At 74.5% G+C, this 14,876-nt stretch carries 15 protein-coding genes; 11 read left to right on the top strand and 4 right to left on the bottom strand.

Features of this window, described 5'->3' with window-relative positions; all coding sequences use genetic code 11:
* Positions 1–63: 63 nt before the first annotated feature.
* The 7 genes from ABZW30_RS32400 to ABZW30_RS32370 all read left to right on the top strand — a co-directional run bounded on the left by ABZW30_RS32400 (position 64) and on the right by ABZW30_RS32370 (position 8,062).
* Complete coding sequence (locus ABZW30_RS32400; RefSeq protein ID WP_355674788.1) at positions 64–1,206, top strand: cobalamin biosynthesis protein; 1,143 nt, start codon at positions 64–66, stop codon at positions 1,204–1,206.
* An 11-nt stretch (positions 1,207–1,217) separates the two neighbouring features.
* Positions 1,218–2,798, top strand: coding sequence for a cobyric acid synthase (locus tag ABZW30_RS32395; protein WP_355674837.1), 1,581 nt, complete (start codon positions 1,218–1,220; stop codon positions 2,796–2,798).
* Entirely contained in the window at positions 2,795–4,948 is a 2,154-nt protein-coding gene (locus ABZW30_RS32390) for a putative cobaltochelatase (RefSeq protein ID WP_355674787.1), read from the top strand. Before ABZW30_RS32395 ends, ABZW30_RS32390 begins: the two co-directional genes overlap by 4 nt.
* Before the next feature lie 6 nt (positions 4,949–4,954).
* Entirely contained in the window at positions 4,955–5,560 is a 606-nt protein-coding gene (gene cobO, locus ABZW30_RS32385; RefSeq protein WP_355674786.1) for a cob(I)yrinic acid a,c-diamide adenosyltransferase, read from the top strand.
* Between the two features lie 10 nt (positions 5,561–5,570).
* Positions 5,571–6,938 carry a cobyrinate a,c-diamide synthase gene (locus tag ABZW30_RS32380; protein WP_355674785.1) on the top strand — a complete coding sequence of 456 codons (1,368 nt, stop codon included), beginning with the start codon at positions 5,571–5,573 and terminating at the stop codon, positions 6,936–6,938.
* Positions 6,939–6,984: 46 nt separating this feature from the next.
* Entirely contained in the window at positions 6,985–7,506 is a 522-nt protein-coding gene (gene cpt, locus ABZW30_RS32375) for a chloramphenicol phosphotransferase CPT (RefSeq protein WP_355674836.1), read from the top strand.
* A 79-nt stretch (positions 7,507–7,585) separates the two neighbouring features.
* Entirely contained in the window at positions 7,586–8,062 is a 477-nt protein-coding gene (locus ABZW30_RS32370; protein ID WP_355674784.1) for an OsmC family protein, read from the top strand.
* Between the two features lie 18 nt (positions 8,063–8,080).
* On the opposite strand, the gene ABZW30_RS32365 is transcribed toward ABZW30_RS32370, so the two are convergent.
* Both ABZW30_RS32365 and ABZW30_RS32360 read right to left on the bottom strand, forming a co-directional pair.
* Positions 8,081–9,757 carry a serine/threonine-protein kinase gene (locus ABZW30_RS32365; RefSeq protein ID WP_355674783.1) on the bottom strand — a complete coding sequence of 559 codons (1,677 nt, stop codon included), beginning with the start codon at positions 9,755–9,757 and terminating at the stop codon, positions 8,081–8,083.
* A 52-nt stretch (positions 9,758–9,809) separates the two neighbouring features.
* Positions 9,810–10,403 carry a TetR/AcrR family transcriptional regulator gene (locus ABZW30_RS32360; RefSeq protein ID WP_355674782.1) on the bottom strand — a complete coding sequence of 198 codons (594 nt, stop codon included), beginning with the start codon at positions 10,401–10,403 and terminating at the stop codon, positions 9,810–9,812.
* A 129-nt stretch (positions 10,404–10,532) separates the two neighbouring features.
* Here ABZW30_RS32360 and ABZW30_RS32355 point away from each other — a divergent pair, with 129 nt between their 5' ends.
* The 3 genes from ABZW30_RS32355 to ABZW30_RS32345 all read left to right on the top strand — a co-directional run bounded on the left by ABZW30_RS32355 (position 10,533) and on the right by ABZW30_RS32345 (position 12,812).
* Entirely contained in the window at positions 10,533–11,708 is a 1,176-nt protein-coding gene (locus ABZW30_RS32355) for an FAD-dependent monooxygenase (protein ID WP_355674781.1), read from the top strand.
* Between the two features lie 88 nt (positions 11,709–11,796).
* Positions 11,797–12,258, top strand: coding sequence for a hypothetical protein (locus tag ABZW30_RS32350; RefSeq protein WP_355674780.1), 462 nt, complete (start codon positions 11,797–11,799; stop codon positions 12,256–12,258).
* Between the two features lie 371 nt (positions 12,259–12,629).
* Positions 12,630–12,812 (top strand): hypothetical protein, encoded by a 183-nt coding sequence (locus ABZW30_RS32345; protein ID WP_355674779.1) that lies wholly within the window; start codon positions 12,630–12,632, stop codon positions 12,810–12,812.
* A 233-nt stretch (positions 12,813–13,045) separates the two neighbouring features.
* On the opposite strand, the gene ABZW30_RS32340 is transcribed toward ABZW30_RS32345, so the two are convergent.
* A complete protein-coding gene (locus ABZW30_RS32340) occupies positions 13,046–13,558 on the bottom strand; it encodes a MarR family transcriptional regulator (RefSeq protein ID WP_355674778.1) in 513 nt (170 codons plus the stop codon).
* A gap of 137 nt (positions 13,559–13,695) precedes the next feature.
* Between ABZW30_RS32340 and ABZW30_RS32335 the strand changes: the two genes are divergently transcribed.
* A complete protein-coding gene (locus ABZW30_RS32335; RefSeq protein WP_355674777.1) occupies positions 13,696–14,652 on the top strand; it encodes an EamA family transporter in 957 nt (318 codons plus the stop codon).
* Here the strand turns inward: ABZW30_RS32335 and ABZW30_RS32330 are convergent.
* Positions 14,631–14,876, bottom strand: a 246-nt coding sequence (locus ABZW30_RS32330) for a hypothetical protein (protein WP_355674776.1), incomplete at its 5' end; no start/stop codon positions are given. The two genes, ABZW30_RS32335 and ABZW30_RS32330, sit on opposite strands and share 22 nt — an antisense overlap.

Genomic DNA, 14,876 nt, shown 5'->3' with positions numbered 1-14,876 from the left:
GAGTGAGGACACGCACGCGATGCAGGCTGCCCCGCCCCGTCCGACTCCGAGCTGCCCGCCGTCGTGCGCCCGCTGACCCGCGCCGCCGCCTTCGCGCTGGGCGCCGTCGCGGGCTACGCCGCCGACGCCCGCTTCGCCGACCCCCGCCGCGGCCACCCGGTCGCCCTCTTCGGCACCGCCGCGACCCGCCTGGAGCGCCGCCTGTGGCGCGACGACCGTGCGGCCGGGACGGCGTACACGGCGCTGTGCGTGGGCGCGGTCGCGGCCGGCGCGCTGGCCCTGGACCGTACGGTGGGCCGCCGTCCGCTGGGCCGGGCGGCACTGGCCGCGGCGGCGACCTGGACGGTGCTCGGCGGCACCTCGCTGACCCGGGAGGCGCGCACCATCGGCCGCTCGCTCACCGCAGGCGATCTGACGGCCGCCCGGGAGCGGCTGCCGCACCTGTGCGGGCGGGACCCGAGCGCGCTGGACGGGCAGCAGATCGCCCGCGCGGTGGTCGAGTCGGTGGCCGAGAACACTGCGGACGCCGTGGTGAACGCGCTGGTCTGGGGCGCCCTGGCGGGCACGCCGGGGCTGCTGGCCTTCCGCGCGGTGAACACCCTGGACGCCATGGTGGGCCACCGCTCGCCCCGCTACGCCCGCTTCGGCTGGGCCTCGGCCCGGCTGGACGACGTCGCCGGCTGGCCGGGCGCCCGGCTGACCGCGCTGCTGACGGTGGCCGCCGCGCCCGAACCCCGTACCGCCTGGCGGGTCTGGCGCCGGGACGGCTCCGCGCACCCGAGCCCGAACGCGGGCCAGGCCGAGTCGGCCTTCGCCGGCGCGGTGGGCGTACGCCTGGGCGGGACGCTCCGGTACCCGCACGAGCCGAAGGGCGCGCCGGTGCCGAAAGCGACGAGCGACGAGCGAGCGGTGGCGGCGCCCCCGGCCGAAGGCGGGGGGAGAGTGCCGGAGAGTGGGCCCCTCCTGTCCGAGGGCGGGCAAGGAGGGCGAACGTCGGCACCGGATCAGGAGCGCCCGGAGGCGAGTGCGGAGTCACGTGAGCGGGTGGAGCACCGGCCGGTGCTGGGCGAGGAGTTGCGCCCGGTGACGGTGGACGACATCGAGCGGGCCTGCACGCTGTCCCGGCGGGTGACCGCGCTGGCGCTGGGTACGACGGTCGCGGGGCACGTCCTGCTGCGGCTTCTGATGAGAAGGGGTAGGGCGTGAGCGAGCGAAGCATGGGGGTCCCCCCGGCCGGAGGCTGGGGGGAAGGTGGGCGCGTGAAGAACGCGCTGCTGGTCGCCGGGACGACCTCGGACGCGGGCAAGAGCGTGGTGACGGCCGGGATCTGCCGCTGGCTGGCCCGCCAGGGCGTGCACGTCGCGCCGTTCAAGGCGCAGAACATGTCGCTGAACTCCTTCGTCACCACCGACGGCGCCGAGATCGGCCGTGCCCAGGCGATGCAGGCGCAGGCCGCCCGGGTGGAGCCGGAGGCGGCGATGAACCCGGTGCTGCTCAAGCCCGGCGCGGACGGCCGCAGCCAGGTGGTGCTGCTCGGCAAGCCGGTGGCCGAGGTCGGCGCGCTGGACTACCGCGAGCGCAAGCCCGTCCTGCTGGAACGCGCCCTGGAGTGCCTGGCGGACCTGCGCCGCCGCTTCGACGTGGTGGTCTGCGAGGGTGCCGGCTCGCCCGCCGAGATCAACCTGCGCGACCGCGACATCGCCAACATGGGCCTGGCCACCGCCGCCGGGCTGCCCGTCGTGGTGGTCGGCGACATCGACCGCGGCGGGGTGTTCGCGGCGATGTACGGGACGCTGGCGCTGCTGTCGGCCGAGGACCAGCGGCACGTGGCCGGCTGGTTCGTCAACAAGTTCCGCGGCGACGCGCGGCTGCTGGCGCCCGGACTGGAGATGCTGCACGGGCTGACCGGCCGTCCGGTGCTGGGCACGCTGCCGATGCTGCCGGGGCTGTGGCTGGACGCCGAGGACTCGCTCGACCTGTCGACGGTGGTGGACCGGGTGGACGGCCGCGGACCGGTCGGGGCCGACGTGCTGCGGGTGGCCGTGGTGCGCTTCCCCCGGCTGTCCAACTTCACCGACGTGGACGCGCTGGCGCAGGAGCCGGGCGTGCTGGTCCGCTGGGCGACCCGGCCCGAGGAGCTGGCCGACGCCGACCTGGTGGTGCTGCCCGGTACCCGGGCCACCGTGGCGGACCTCGCCTGGCTGCGCGAACGCGGCTTGGAGCCGGCGCTGAAGGCGCGGGCCGCGGCCGGGCTGCCGATCCTCGGGGTCTGCGGCGGGTACCAGATGCTGGCGCGCTCGATCGACGACGAGGTGGAGTCCAGGGCGGGCGTCGTCGACGGGCTCGGGCTGCTGCCGACCCGGGTGCGCTTCGGCGCCGAGAAGGTACTCGCCCGTCCGGTCGGCGAGGCGTACGGGCAGCGGGTCGTGGGCTACGAGATCCACCACGGGGTCATCGCGGTCGAGGGCGGGGACGGGTTCATCTCCGATGACACCGGGCGGAGCCTGGACGGCTGCCGGGTCGGCTCGGTCTGGGGCACCACCTGGCACGGCGCGTTGGAGAACGACGGCTTCCGCCGCGAACTCCTGTGCGAGGTCGCCGAGTTGGCGGGCCGCGCGTTCGTGCCGGCGCCGGACACCTGCTTCGCCGACGCGCGCGAGGCCCGGCTGGACCGGCTGGGCGACCTGATCGAGGAGCACGCGGACACCGACGCGTTGTGGAAGCTGATCGAGGGCGGGGTGCCGGCGGCCGGATCGCTGCCGTTCCTGGCGCCCGGAGCACCTGGGAGTGACGCATGACCGACGTCCGCTATCCGTTCACCGCGATCGTCGGCATGGCCGACCTTCGGCTCGGGCTGCTGCTGAACGCGGTCTCCCCGGCCGTGGGCGGCGTGCTCGTGCGCGGCGAGAAGGGCACCGCGAAGTCGACCATGGTGCGCGCGCTGGCCGGGCTGCTGCCCTCCATCGCCACCGTGGACGGCTGCCGCTTCGCCTGCGACCCGGCCGCGCCGGACCCGCAGTGCCCGGACGGGCCGCACACCGATCCGTCCGCTTCGCAACACCCCTCCCAGCTGGTCGAGTTGCCGGTCGGCGTGGCCGAGGACCGGATCGTCGGCTCGCTCGACCTGGAGCGGGCGCTCGCCGAGGGCGTCAAGGCGTACGAGCCCGGACTGCTCGCCAAGGCGCACCGCGGGGTGCTCTACATCGACGAGGTGAACCTGCTCCAGGACCACGTGGTGGACCTGCTGCTGGACGCCGCCGCGATGGGCCGCTCGTACGTGGAACGCGAGGGCGTGTCGGTGCGGCACGCGGCACGCTTCCTGCTGGTCGGCACCATGAACCCGGAGGAGGGCGAGCTGCGGCCGCAGCTGCTCGACCGCTTCGGCCTCACCGTCGAGATCGCCGCCACCCGGGACCCGGCCGAGCGCGCCGAGGTGGTCCGCCGGCGGCTCGGGTACGACGCGGACCCGGTCGGCTTCGCGGCGCGGTTCGCGGCGCAGGAGCGGGAGCTCGCCGAACACATCACCGCCGCCCGGGAGTTGTTGCCCAAGGTCGAGCTGTCGGATGTGGCACTACGTCAAATCACCGCCGTGTGCGCGGCGTTCGAAGTGGACGGGCTGCGCGCCGACATCGTGATGGCCCGCACGGCGGTCGCACTGGCGGCCTGGGCGGGACGGACCGAGGTGCTGGAGGAGGACGTCCGCAAGGCCGCCCAGCTCGCCCTGCCGCACCGGCGACGTCGCAACCCCTTCGACGCTCCGGGACTGGACGAGGAACAGTTGGACCGGACGCTGGAGGAGCACGCGCAGCCGGACGACCCGGAGCCCGAGGGTGACGGCCCGGGTGACGGCCCGGGTCCGGACGGCGGTCCCGACGGCGACGGCCCGGACGAGGGCGGCCCCGACGGCGGTGGCGCGCCCGAGCCGCTCGACGGCGGCCCGGAGGCTGCCGCTTCCGACACTGCCGCGGACGCCCCTTCGGACGCATCGGACACGTCGGACGCCGAGGCGCCCGCGCAGCCGCCCGTACCGGCCCAACACCCCTCCCCCTCCCGGGAGTCGGCACCGGTCGCAGCCGTCGATCCGTACCGGACCCGGCTGTTCACCGTGCGGGGTACCGGCCACGGAGCCCAGGGCCGCCGCTCCCCCGCCGAGACCTCCGGCGGGCACACCATCCGCGCCCGGCGGCCACAGGGCGCGCTCAGCCGACTGCACCTGACCGCCACCCTGCAGGCCGCCGCGCCGCACCAGGTGGCGCGCGGGCGGGACGGCCGGGCACTGGTGCTGCACAAGGACGACTTCCGCGAACAGGTGCGCCAGGGGCGGGAGTCCAACCTGGTGCTGTTCGTCGTGGACGCCTCCGGCTCGATGGCCGCCCGGCAGCGGATGACCACCGTCAAGGGCGCGGTGCTGTCGTTGCTGATGGACGCCTACCAGCGCCGCGACAAGATCGGCATGGTCACCTTCCGGGGCGCCGGCGCCGAGCTGGCGCTGCCGCCCACCTCCTCGGTCGAGGTCGGCGCGGCCCGGCTGGAGTCGCTGCCCACCGGCGGGCGGACCCCGCTGGCCGCGGGCCTGCTGCGGGCGCACGAGGTGCTGCGGGTGGAGCGGCTGCGCGACCCGAACCGGCGCCCGCTGCTGGTCGTGGTGACCGACGGCCGGGCCACCGGCGGGCGGGACGCGCTCGCCCGGTCGCACCGCGCGGCCGCGCTGTTCGCCGCCCAGGGCACCGCGAGCGTGGTGCTGGACTGCGAGTCCGGACCGGTCCGGCTGGGCCTGGCCCGTACGCTGGCCGGGCTGCTCGGCGGCAGCGCCGTCAGCCTGGACGAGCTGCGCGCCGAGGGCGTGGCCTCGCTCGTCCGCGAGAACCGCTCCGAGAGCCGGTCCGCGAACCGGCCTGCGAACCGTTCCGAGAACCGTGCAACCACCACGATGCGAAAGGCGGCCTGAGCCGACATGCCAAAGGGTGTCCCCGAGAGCGTTCCCGACGACGGCCTGACGACCCGCCAGCGCCGTACGCAGCCGATCACCGCCGTGCACACCGGCCCCGGCAAGGGCAAGTCCACGGCCGCGTTCGGCATGGCGCTGCGGGCCTGGAACCAGGGCTGGTCGGTCGGGGTGTTCCAGTTCGTGAAGTCCGCCAAGTGGAAGGTCGGCGAGGAGAACGCGCTGCGCGTCCTCGGCGCCTCCGGCGAGGGCGGCACCGTCGACTGGCACAAGATGGGCTCCGGCTGGTCCTGGATCCAGCGCTCCGCCGAGCAGGAGATGTCCAGCGAGGAGGCGGCCAAGGAGGGCTGGGAGCAGGTCAAGCGCGACCTCGCGGCCGAGACCTACCGCTTCTACGTGCTGGACGAGTTCACCTACCCGATGCACTGGGGGTGGATCGACCCGGAGGAGGTGGTCTCGGTGCTGAAGGACCGCCCGGGCAGCCAGCACGTCGTGATCACCGGCCGGTACGCGCCCGAGCCGCTGACCGAATTCGCCGACCTGGTCACCGAGATGACCAAGGTCAAGCACCCCATGGACGCCGGCCGCAAGGGCCAGCGCGGTATCGAGTGGTGAGTCTGCGCCCGTGAACATCCCCCGCCTCGTCATCGCCGCGCCCTCCTCGAGCGCGGGCAAGACCACCGTCGCCACCGGCCTGATCGCGGCGCTCGCCGCGCGCGGGCTGGCGGTCTCCCCGCACAAGGTCGGCCCGGACTACATCGACCCGGGCTACCACGGGCTCGCCGCCGGGCGCCCGGGCCGCAACCTGGACGCCTTCCTGTGCGGGCCGGAGCGGATCGCGCCGCTGTTCCTGCACGGCGCGGCGGGGGCGGACGTCGCGGTGGTCGAGGGGGTCATGGGCCTGTTCGACGGAGCCTCCGGACGTGGGGAGTTGGCGTCCACGGCGCACGTCGCCAAGCTGCTGCGGGCGCCCGTGGTGCTGGTGGTGGACGGCTCCTCGCAGTCCCGGTCGGTGGCCGCGCTGGTGCACGGCTTCGCCTCCTGGGATCCGGAGGTCCGCCTGGCCGGGGTGATCCTCAACCGGGTCGCCTCCGACCGGCACGAGCAACTCCTGCGCGAGGCCCTGGAGGAGGGCTCCGGCGTTCCGGTGCTGGGCGCGCTGCGCCGCTCGGCGGCGGTCGCCACGCCGTCCCGACACCTCGGGCTGATCCCCGCGGTGGAGCGCTCGGCGGAGGCACTGAAGGCGGTCGCGGACATGGGCGAGCTGGTCGCCTCCTCGGTCGACCTGGACGCCCTGCTGGAACTCGCCCGCACGGCACCGGAGTTGGACGCCGAGCCATGGGATCCGTCCACCGAGGTCGCACCGGTGGCCGGGCGGCCGCGGATCGCGATGGCGGGGGGCGCGGCATTCTCCTTCTCGTACGCCGAGAACGCCGAACTGCTCGGCGCGGCGGGCGCCGAGGTGGTCCCGTTCGACCCGCTGCACGCCTCCGAGCTGCCCGAGGGAACGGCCGGTCTGGTCATCGGCGGCGGTTTCCCGGAGCTGTACGTACGGGAGTTGAGCGGGAACGCCGAACTGCGCGGGGCCATCGCCCGGTTCGCCGCCTCGGGCGGTCCGATCGCCGCCGAGTGCGCCGGACTGCTGTACCTGGGGCGGGAGTTGGACGGCCTACCGATGTGCGGGGTGCTGGACACCGCGTCCCGGATGACCGAACGGCTCACCCTCGGCTACCGGGAGGCCGTCGCCCTGCACGACTCCCCGCTCGCCCCGGCCGGCACCCGGCTGCGCGGCCACGAGTTCCACCGGACGGTCTGCGAGCCGGGCGCGGGCGAACTCCCCGCCTGGGGTTGGCACCTGCCGACCGGCCCGCGCACCGAGGGCTTCGCGGGCGGCGCCGTGCACGCCTCCTACCTGCACCTGCACTGGGCCGGCGCCCCCACACTGGCCTCCTCGTTCGCGGCCGCGGCGGCGGCCTACCGGGCGGGTCGGTAATCCGGCTGCTTCGCCGAGCGCTCGCCCCTACGATGCGCGCATGCGTGTGATCGTCCTCAACGGAGGCTCCAGCTCCGGCAAGTCGAGCATCGCCCGCCGCCTGCAGGAGCTGCTGCCGGAGCCGTGGCTGCACCTCGGCGCGGACACCATGGTCTCCGCGCTGCCGCCGCGGCTGCTGGCCGGCGGCGAGGGCATCGGCGGGCTGGCGGACGGGAACGGCACGGTCGAGGTCGGGCCGGCCTTCGCCGCGCTGGACGCCGCCTGGACGGTCGGGGTCGCGGCGATGGCCCGGGCCGGGGCACGGATCGTGGTGGACGAGGTGTTCCTCGGCGAGGCCGCCTCGCAGCAGCGCTGGCGGACGGCGCTGGAGGGCCTGGACGTGCTCTGGGTCGGCGTGCGCTGCGCCCCCGAGGTGGCCGCCGCCCGGGAGGCCGCACGCGGCGACCGGGTCGCCGGGATGGCCGCCGCGCAGGCCGAGTCGGTGCACCGGGGCGTCTCGTACGACCTGGTCGTGGACACCTCGCAGGCCTCGGCGGACGACTGCGCCCGGCTGATCCTCGCGCGGTGAGCGCACCGCGTCGGCCCTCGCGCGGCGACCTCCTGCGGTTGACTGTCCGGCAGCAACCCCTTCACACGGAGGCGCACTCATGGCCAGGCAGCACAGGTACATCGCCGAGATCAACTGGACCGGCAACCGGGGCACCGGTACCAGCGACTACCGCTCCTACTCCCGCGACGTCGAGGTGTCAGCCGAAGGCCCGCCGACCATCCCCGGCTCCGCCGACCCCGTCTTCCGCGGCGACCCGGCCCGCTGGAACCCGGAGCAGCTGCTGCTCGCCTCGCTCTCCCAGTGCCACCTGCTCTCGTACCTGCACCTGTGCACGGCGAACGGGGTCGTGGTGACCTCGTACGTCGACCGGCCGGAGGGCACCATGGCGGTGACGGCGGAGGGCGGGCACTTCACCTCGGTGGTGCTGCACCCGAGGATCGAGGTCGCCGAGGCGGGGATGGCGGAGAAGGCGCTCGCCCTGCACGCCGATGCGCACCGGGCCTGCTTCATCGCCAACTCGGTCAACTTCCCGGTGCGGAACGAGCCCGAGGTGACGGTCGCGGGTCAGGCATAGGAAGCCGGCGGGACGGGGCTACAGCGCGAGCGTCTGCCAGCCCCGGGTGATCTGGTCGTGGACACCCGCCGGGTCCGGCGCCGTCGACTGGGCCGCCGCCAGCGCCGCCAACAGGGCGGTGCCGTCCGCCGGGCGCTGCGCCGGGTCCAGGGCCAGGGCGCGGGTGACGACCCCGGCGAGCGCCGGGTCGAGGGCCTGGACCGCCGCCAGCGCGGCCGGTTCGGGCCCGGTCTCCACGATCCGGCGGATCACCGCGCCCGTACTGGTCGCCGCGAACGGGCTGGCGCCGTGCGCCGCGCACACCACGCAGCACGCCCAGGCCCACACGTCGGCGGCCGTGCCGACCCGCTCGTCGCCGAACTGCTCCGGCGCCATGTACGTCAGGGTGCCCGGCCCGCCGCCGGTGGCGGTGAGCCGGGTGCCGTCCACGATCGCCGCGATGCCGAAGTCCAGCAGGCGCGGGCCGGCCGTGGTCAGCATGATGTTGGCGGGCTTGAGGTCCCGGTGGACCAGCCCGAGCCGGTGCACCCCGGACAGCGCCACGGCCAGTGCCAGCGCGAGGGCACGCAGCGCCTCGGCGGAGCGGATCGGCCCCTGCTCGCGCAGGTGGACGTCCAGCGGGCGGCCGTCCAGCAACTCCATGGCCAGGTACGGGCGTCCGGCGTCCACGCCCGTGTCGAGCACCCGGGCGGTGTAGGCGCCGGGGACCATGGCCAGCACCTCGGACTCGCGCTGGAAGCGGCGCAACAGGTCGGCGTCGTCGAGGAGTTCGAGGTTGATGGTCTTGAGCGCGACCTGGGTCGCAGAGCCCTGGCGCTGGGCGAGGTAGACCGTGCCCATGCCGCCGGAGCCGATCCGGCCGAGGAGCTGGTAGCCGCCGATCGTACGGGCGTCGTGAGGGCTGAGGGGGCTGCCGACGGGCGGGCTCGGCAGAACGGGCGGCACCAGCGGGGCGGGCGGAGCCGGCTGCGCGAACTGCGTCGGGACGTACGGCGCCTGCGGCGGGGCGGTGGGCGCATACGGGTTCTGCGCCGCCAGGAGCGCCTGGAACGCCTGGGCCGCCTCGGCCGTTTGGGCATCGCCCCCCGCGCCGCCGTCCCCCGCGCCGACCGGCTTGGGCTTGCGGCTCACGAGTACGGCGACGATCTGGCACACCAGCGCCGGGAGGACCATCGCGGCCGGCAGGAGGAAGATACCGAGCACCGCACGGACGACGAGCAGGCCGATGACCCGGGCCTGGGCAAAGCCGGCCGACCACGCCTGCCGGGGCAGGCCGGTGGTCAGGAGCTTGCGCTGGGTCAGATAGCTGAGCAGCAGGCAGAGCAGCAGGCACGTGACGAAGGTGCCGATGTACATGGTCCGCGCCAGGCCGAGGGCCATGTGCGTCGGGTACGCGATGTACCTCGCGTTGTCGGGGTCGAACGGCTGCCCCAGTCCCCTGAAGGTGAGACTGCCCGCAACGTTGACGGACAGGAAGACCACCACCCCGGCGATGCCCAGCAGACCCACCGCCAACTCGCCGACGGTCGCACCGACGCCGCCCGGCGCACCCGCGGTCGCGTCCGCGCCGGTGGCCGCCAACGCCCTTCGGCGCGTGGCTGTTTGGGCGCGCACCAGCACCGGCAGCGTCGCCAACCGCAACAGCAGCGCCGCACCGATCACGAGCAGTACGACAACGTCCAACATGCTCAGCATGCGTCCCCCTGGCTGATCGAGCACACGGAGTATAGGCCCGCGCGCCCGACTGCTAGACCTCCGCGTCCAGCAGCGCGGCGAGGTAGCGGCCGACCTCCACGCACAGTTCCTCCGGCGTCGGCACGTACCAATGCCCGCTGCCGGCCGTCGCGTTGAACAGCACGCCGTCGCACCAGCGGATCAGCCGACGGGCGTCGCCCTCCGGGTCGGTGGAGCCGGAGCCCGCGAGCAGGACGGCGGCGAGGTCGGCGAAGCGCGCACCCAAGCGGTCGTAGACAGCGCGCAGTTCGGGCCTGCGGGTGGCCTCCAGGGCGAGTTCCAGGCGGGCCAGCGTGAGCCTGCGCCCGGTGGTGAGCGCCCGGTACAACACATCGGCGCCGACCTCGACCAGCAGTTCTCGCGCCGGGGCGGCCGGCGCGGGCTCCTCGACCCCGGCGAAGACCGGGTAGTCGGCGGTCTCCCGTTCGACGATCCGGGTCAGCACGAGTTCGAGCAGGGCGGCCCTGGTCCGGGCGAGGTTCGAGGTCGAGCCGGCAGGCAGGCCGGCCGCGTCGTCCACGGCGCGGTGGGTCAGCCCGCGCAGGCCGGCGTCGGCGATCAGGTCGATGGCGGCGTCGGCGATCAGGGTCGGGCGCGGGGGTGTCATAAGTCCGATCATGACCTTTCCGTTCAGGCTCCCCCAACTCACTACAGCCGTAGTTTACGCCTCACTACACATGTAGTACGGTACTGGACATTGGGCACTACATCTGTAGTGTGAGGAGAGGAGCCCACCATGGGCATGCACCAGGCGATCGTCATCGGCGGCGGCATCGGAGGCCTCACCGCCGCCCTCGCCCTCCACCGGCAGGGCGTCCCCGTCACCGTCCACGAGCGCGCCGCCTCCCTGGAACCCGTCGGCGCCGGACTCGCCCTCGCCCCCAACGCCCTGCGCACCCTCGACCGGCTCGGCGTCGGCCCCCGACTGCGCGCCCTCGCCACCGCGCACCCGGCCGTCGGCGTACGCCACCCCTCCGGCCGCTGGCTCGCTCGCACCAGCAGCGCCGCCGTCGAGGCCTACTTCGGCGACACGATCGCCGCCGTCGCCCGCGCCGACGTCATCGCCGCCCTGGTCGACGCCCTGCCGGCAAGCACCGTCCGCACCGACTCCCCCGCCACTCTGGTCACCCCGGGCGGCGCCGAGGAGCCCGCCGTCGTCCGCACCCCCGACGGGGAACAGCCCGCCGGACTGGTCGTCGCCGCCGACGGCATCCGCTCCGCCACCCGCGGCCTGCTCTTCCCCCAGCACCCCGGCCCGCGCTACAGCGGCTTCACCACCTGGCGCACCATCGTCACCCCCGGCCGCCGCCCGGCCGCCGCCGGCGAGGTCTGGGGCCGCGGCAGCCTCGCCGGGATCGTCCCGCTCGCCGACGGCCGGGTCTACGTCTACGGCGCGGCCCTCGCCCCGGTCGGTGCCCGGGCGGCCGGCGAACACGCCGAACTCCAGCGGCTGTTCGGCACCTGGTGCGCACCCGTCCCCCAGCTCTTCGCGATGGCCGAGCCCGACCGCGTACTCCGCCACGACGTCTGGGAACTCGCCGACCCACTCCCCGCCCACCACCACGGCCGGGTCGCCCTCCTCGGCGACGCCGCCCACGCCATGTGCCCCTTCCTGGGCCAGGGCGCCTGCCAGGCCATCGAGGACGCCGTCGTCCTCGCCTCCCTGCTCACCCCGGACACCGACCTCGCCACCGCCCTCCCCACTTACACCGCTGCCCGCCTCCCCCGCACCACCGCCGTCGTGAACGCCTCCCGCCGCATCGGCACCCTCGTCGCCCTCCACACCCCCGCCGCCACCCTCCTGCGCGACACCGCCCTCACCCTCGCCGGCCTCCTCCCCGCCCGCGTCCTCCTCAGCCGCTCCGCGGCGACGTACGGCTGGCAGCCGCCGGCGCTGCGCGGCGGGGCGTGAGGAAACCCCCGGACGCGGCGGGGCGTGGCGCCTACCCTGGGCCGCTACTGACGGATGCGCTCCGGGGGGCACCGTGTTGGACATTCCGGTGACGACGGCAGCCGGTGCGCTCTCCGCGAGCGCGGGCGTCCTGGTCGGCGGCGTCGTCACGCGCCGCGCCCAGGATCGCCAGTGGTCACGCGACCAGCAGCTCGCCGCCTACCAGGAACTGCTCGGGCACTACGCCAAGTTCACGATGGAACTCCGGCGCGCCCACGGCGACCGGCGCGGCTGGGACTACGACCGGGGCGAGTGGAGCGCGGCCCTGATGCGCGCGAGCCTGATCGCCCCGGCCGAAGTCGCCGCCGAGATCGACGAGTTCGGCCACGCCGTCGACACCTTCCTCGACCAGGTGGCCCGCACCCGTAACCCGCTGACCAACCCGCTCCACCCGGACGAATTCGAGCAGGCCCGGCAGGCACCCGCCGGGGCGCAGGTGCAACTGGTCAACGCCATCCGCCGATCACTGTCCGGTGATCGGCGGGGAATCCCCTTCGCCATCGGCGGCTAGCGATCGGCCGGCGGTCGTCGGATGACGGATCGCATGAGTGACCAGCGAAGCCTGGGCCGGGAGTGGGATCCCACCGAGCTCACCGGAGGCCCTGTGGACCACATCCTCCGTGACGCCCGCCGCGCCCTTCCAGGGCTGCGGGTCCAGCGGCTGACCGTGACTCATCCCGGTGACGATGACAACGTGTACTTCCTCGCGGCCGCATCCGACGAGGAACGGGTTCAGATCGACTCCGGGCAGCACGGCCGTCCGCCGTTCTTCGTCGAGAGCATCGGCTCGTCGAGGGCATCGGCCGCACGGACACCGCCGATCCGGCCGAGACACGCGCCGCCATCCGTCGGGAGTCCGGGGCGGCCGCTCCCGGTCAGGCCGTGACCCCGTACGCGCCCGGCGCCGGGCGCCTGCCGTGGGACGGCGGCATCGGGGCGGAGGAACTCGCGGCGGCGGTACGCCCGTTGGTGACGGAGCTGCGCATCGAGCCGCTCAGCGGGGACGCGGCGCTCTGGGGTTACCCGGTGCACGACGAGCGCTACGCGCTGATCGCCCAGCTCTGATCCGCGCTTTGGGCTCACGGCTCGGCCACCTCGCCGTAGTCATCGCCGGGAAGGGGCCGACTGAGTTCTGCCGCCGGCTCCGGATCCGCCGGCACCCGGGCGGGGGCGCGCCATTTGACGAGCACGCGGCGCAGATCGGCGACCAACTCACGCGGTTCGCCGCCTGTTCGATCACCGCCCCGCCCCCTTGCGCCTGCTGCTGGGGACAGCATGACAGGGGCACTGACAGCGGCTCAGCCGAGGAGCGGCTCGGTGTCGCCGTGGGCGATGAGGAGTTTGCGCAGCAGGGTGTCGAGTTGGGCGCGCTCAGCGGGGTCGAGGGCGGCGATGATGCGCTCCTCGTTCCGGATGTGGCCGGGCAGGGCGGCGTCGATCAGTTCCTTGCCGGCGGGGGTGAGGCGGACCAGGACGGCGCGGCGGTCGTCCGGGCAGGGGTTGCGTTCGACCAGGCCCTTGGCGGAGAGCTTGTCGACGCGGTTGGTGATGGCGCCGGAGGTGACCATGGCGGACTTGAGCAGGGCGCGGGCGTTGAGCTCGTAGGGCTCGCCGGAGCGGCGCAGGGTGGCCAGGACGTCGAACTCGGAGGAGTCCAGGCCGCAGGTGGCGAAGTACTCGCGCAGGGCGCTGTCGACCCTGACGTTCAGCCGCCGCAGTCGGCCGATCAGGGCCATGGCCTCCAGCGGCAGGTCGGGGCGGTTCCTGGCCCACTGCTCGGCGATGTCGTCGACGGTGTCGCGCTGCTGCATGGCTGCCGCCCTCTCCTCGTACTGCGCTCCCGGTCCTGCCGGCCCCAGATATCTTAACATTCACATACTTGACGTTCACCGATCCCCGGGCGTAGAAATATCTCAACGTTCAGATAATCAACGTTGAGGGGAATGCCATGGACCGCAAGCGTGCCGCGATCGCCGCCACCGCCGCGCTGGCCCCGGCCGCCTGGGGCACCACCTACCTGGTCACCACCCAGCTGCTGCCCGAAGGCCGACCGCTGCTGCTCGCCGCGCTGCGGGCGCTGCCGGCCGGGCTGCTCCTGCTGCTGATCGGTCGCAGACTGCCCAAGGGGCGCTGGTGGGGGCGCGCGGCGGTACTCGGAATGCTCAACATCGGGCTGTTCTTCCCGCTGGTGTTCGTCGGCGCGTACCGGCTGCCCGGCGGTGTCGCGGCCACCATCGGGGCGATCCAGCCGCTGCTCGTCGCCGGGTTCTCGATCGGGGTGCTCGGTGTCCGGCCCGGGCGGCGGGCGCTGCTCGCCGGGCTGGTCGGGGTCGGCGGCGTGGCCCTGCTGGTGCTCAAGGGCGGAGCGAAGCTGGACGGCCTCGGGATCGCCGCGATGGTCGCGGGTATCGCGCTGATGGCCATCGGCACCGTGCTCACCCGCCGCTGGGGCCGCCCCGAGGGGGCGACCCTGCTCGACCTCACCGCCTGGCAGCTGCTCGCCGGATCGGTCTTCCTGGTCCCGCTCGCGGCGGTGGTCGAGGGCGCGCCGCCGGCCCTGAGCGCCTCCAACCTGGCGGGCTTCGCCTACCTCGGCCTGTTCAGCACGGCGCTCGGTTACGTGCTGTGGTTCCGCGGCATCGAGCGCCTGGGCGCCGGGCCGGCATCCTTCCTGGGACTGATCAACCCGGTGGTGGCGACGGTCGGCGGCCTGGTGGTCCTCGGCCAGACCCTGACCGGCTGGCAGCTGCTCGGCCTGCTGCTGGCGCTCGGCGCGATGCTGGTCGGCCAGTCTCCGAGCCGTCCGGCAGCCGCGGCGGGCCGGGCGCCCGCCCTCGCGCCCGTCTCCGTCCCCGCGCCCTCGTCCGACGTGCTGCGCGCGGCTCAGCCGGTGGCGCGGATGTAGATGTCGGCGGCGCCCGGCAGACCGCCGGGGATGGTGGCGACGTAGATCCGGCGGGCGCCGGCCGGGTGGACGGGGACGGCGGAAGGGGTCCAGCCGGGGGTCGGGGTAGCCGTCCAGGTGGGCGTGGGCGGCGGGGCCGGGGTCGGGGTCGGGGTCGGGGAGGGACTGCCCCCCCTGAGCCCTCGGCCGAGCCGGACGCCAAGGTCGGGGTCGGGGAGGGCAGT

Source organism: Kitasatospora sp. NPDC004669 (assembly GCF_040609455.1).
Taxonomy (GTDB): Bacteria; Actinomycetota; Actinomycetes; order Streptomycetales; family Streptomycetaceae; genus Kitasatospora.
This window is presented reverse-complemented; position numbering and strand designations above follow the sequence as displayed.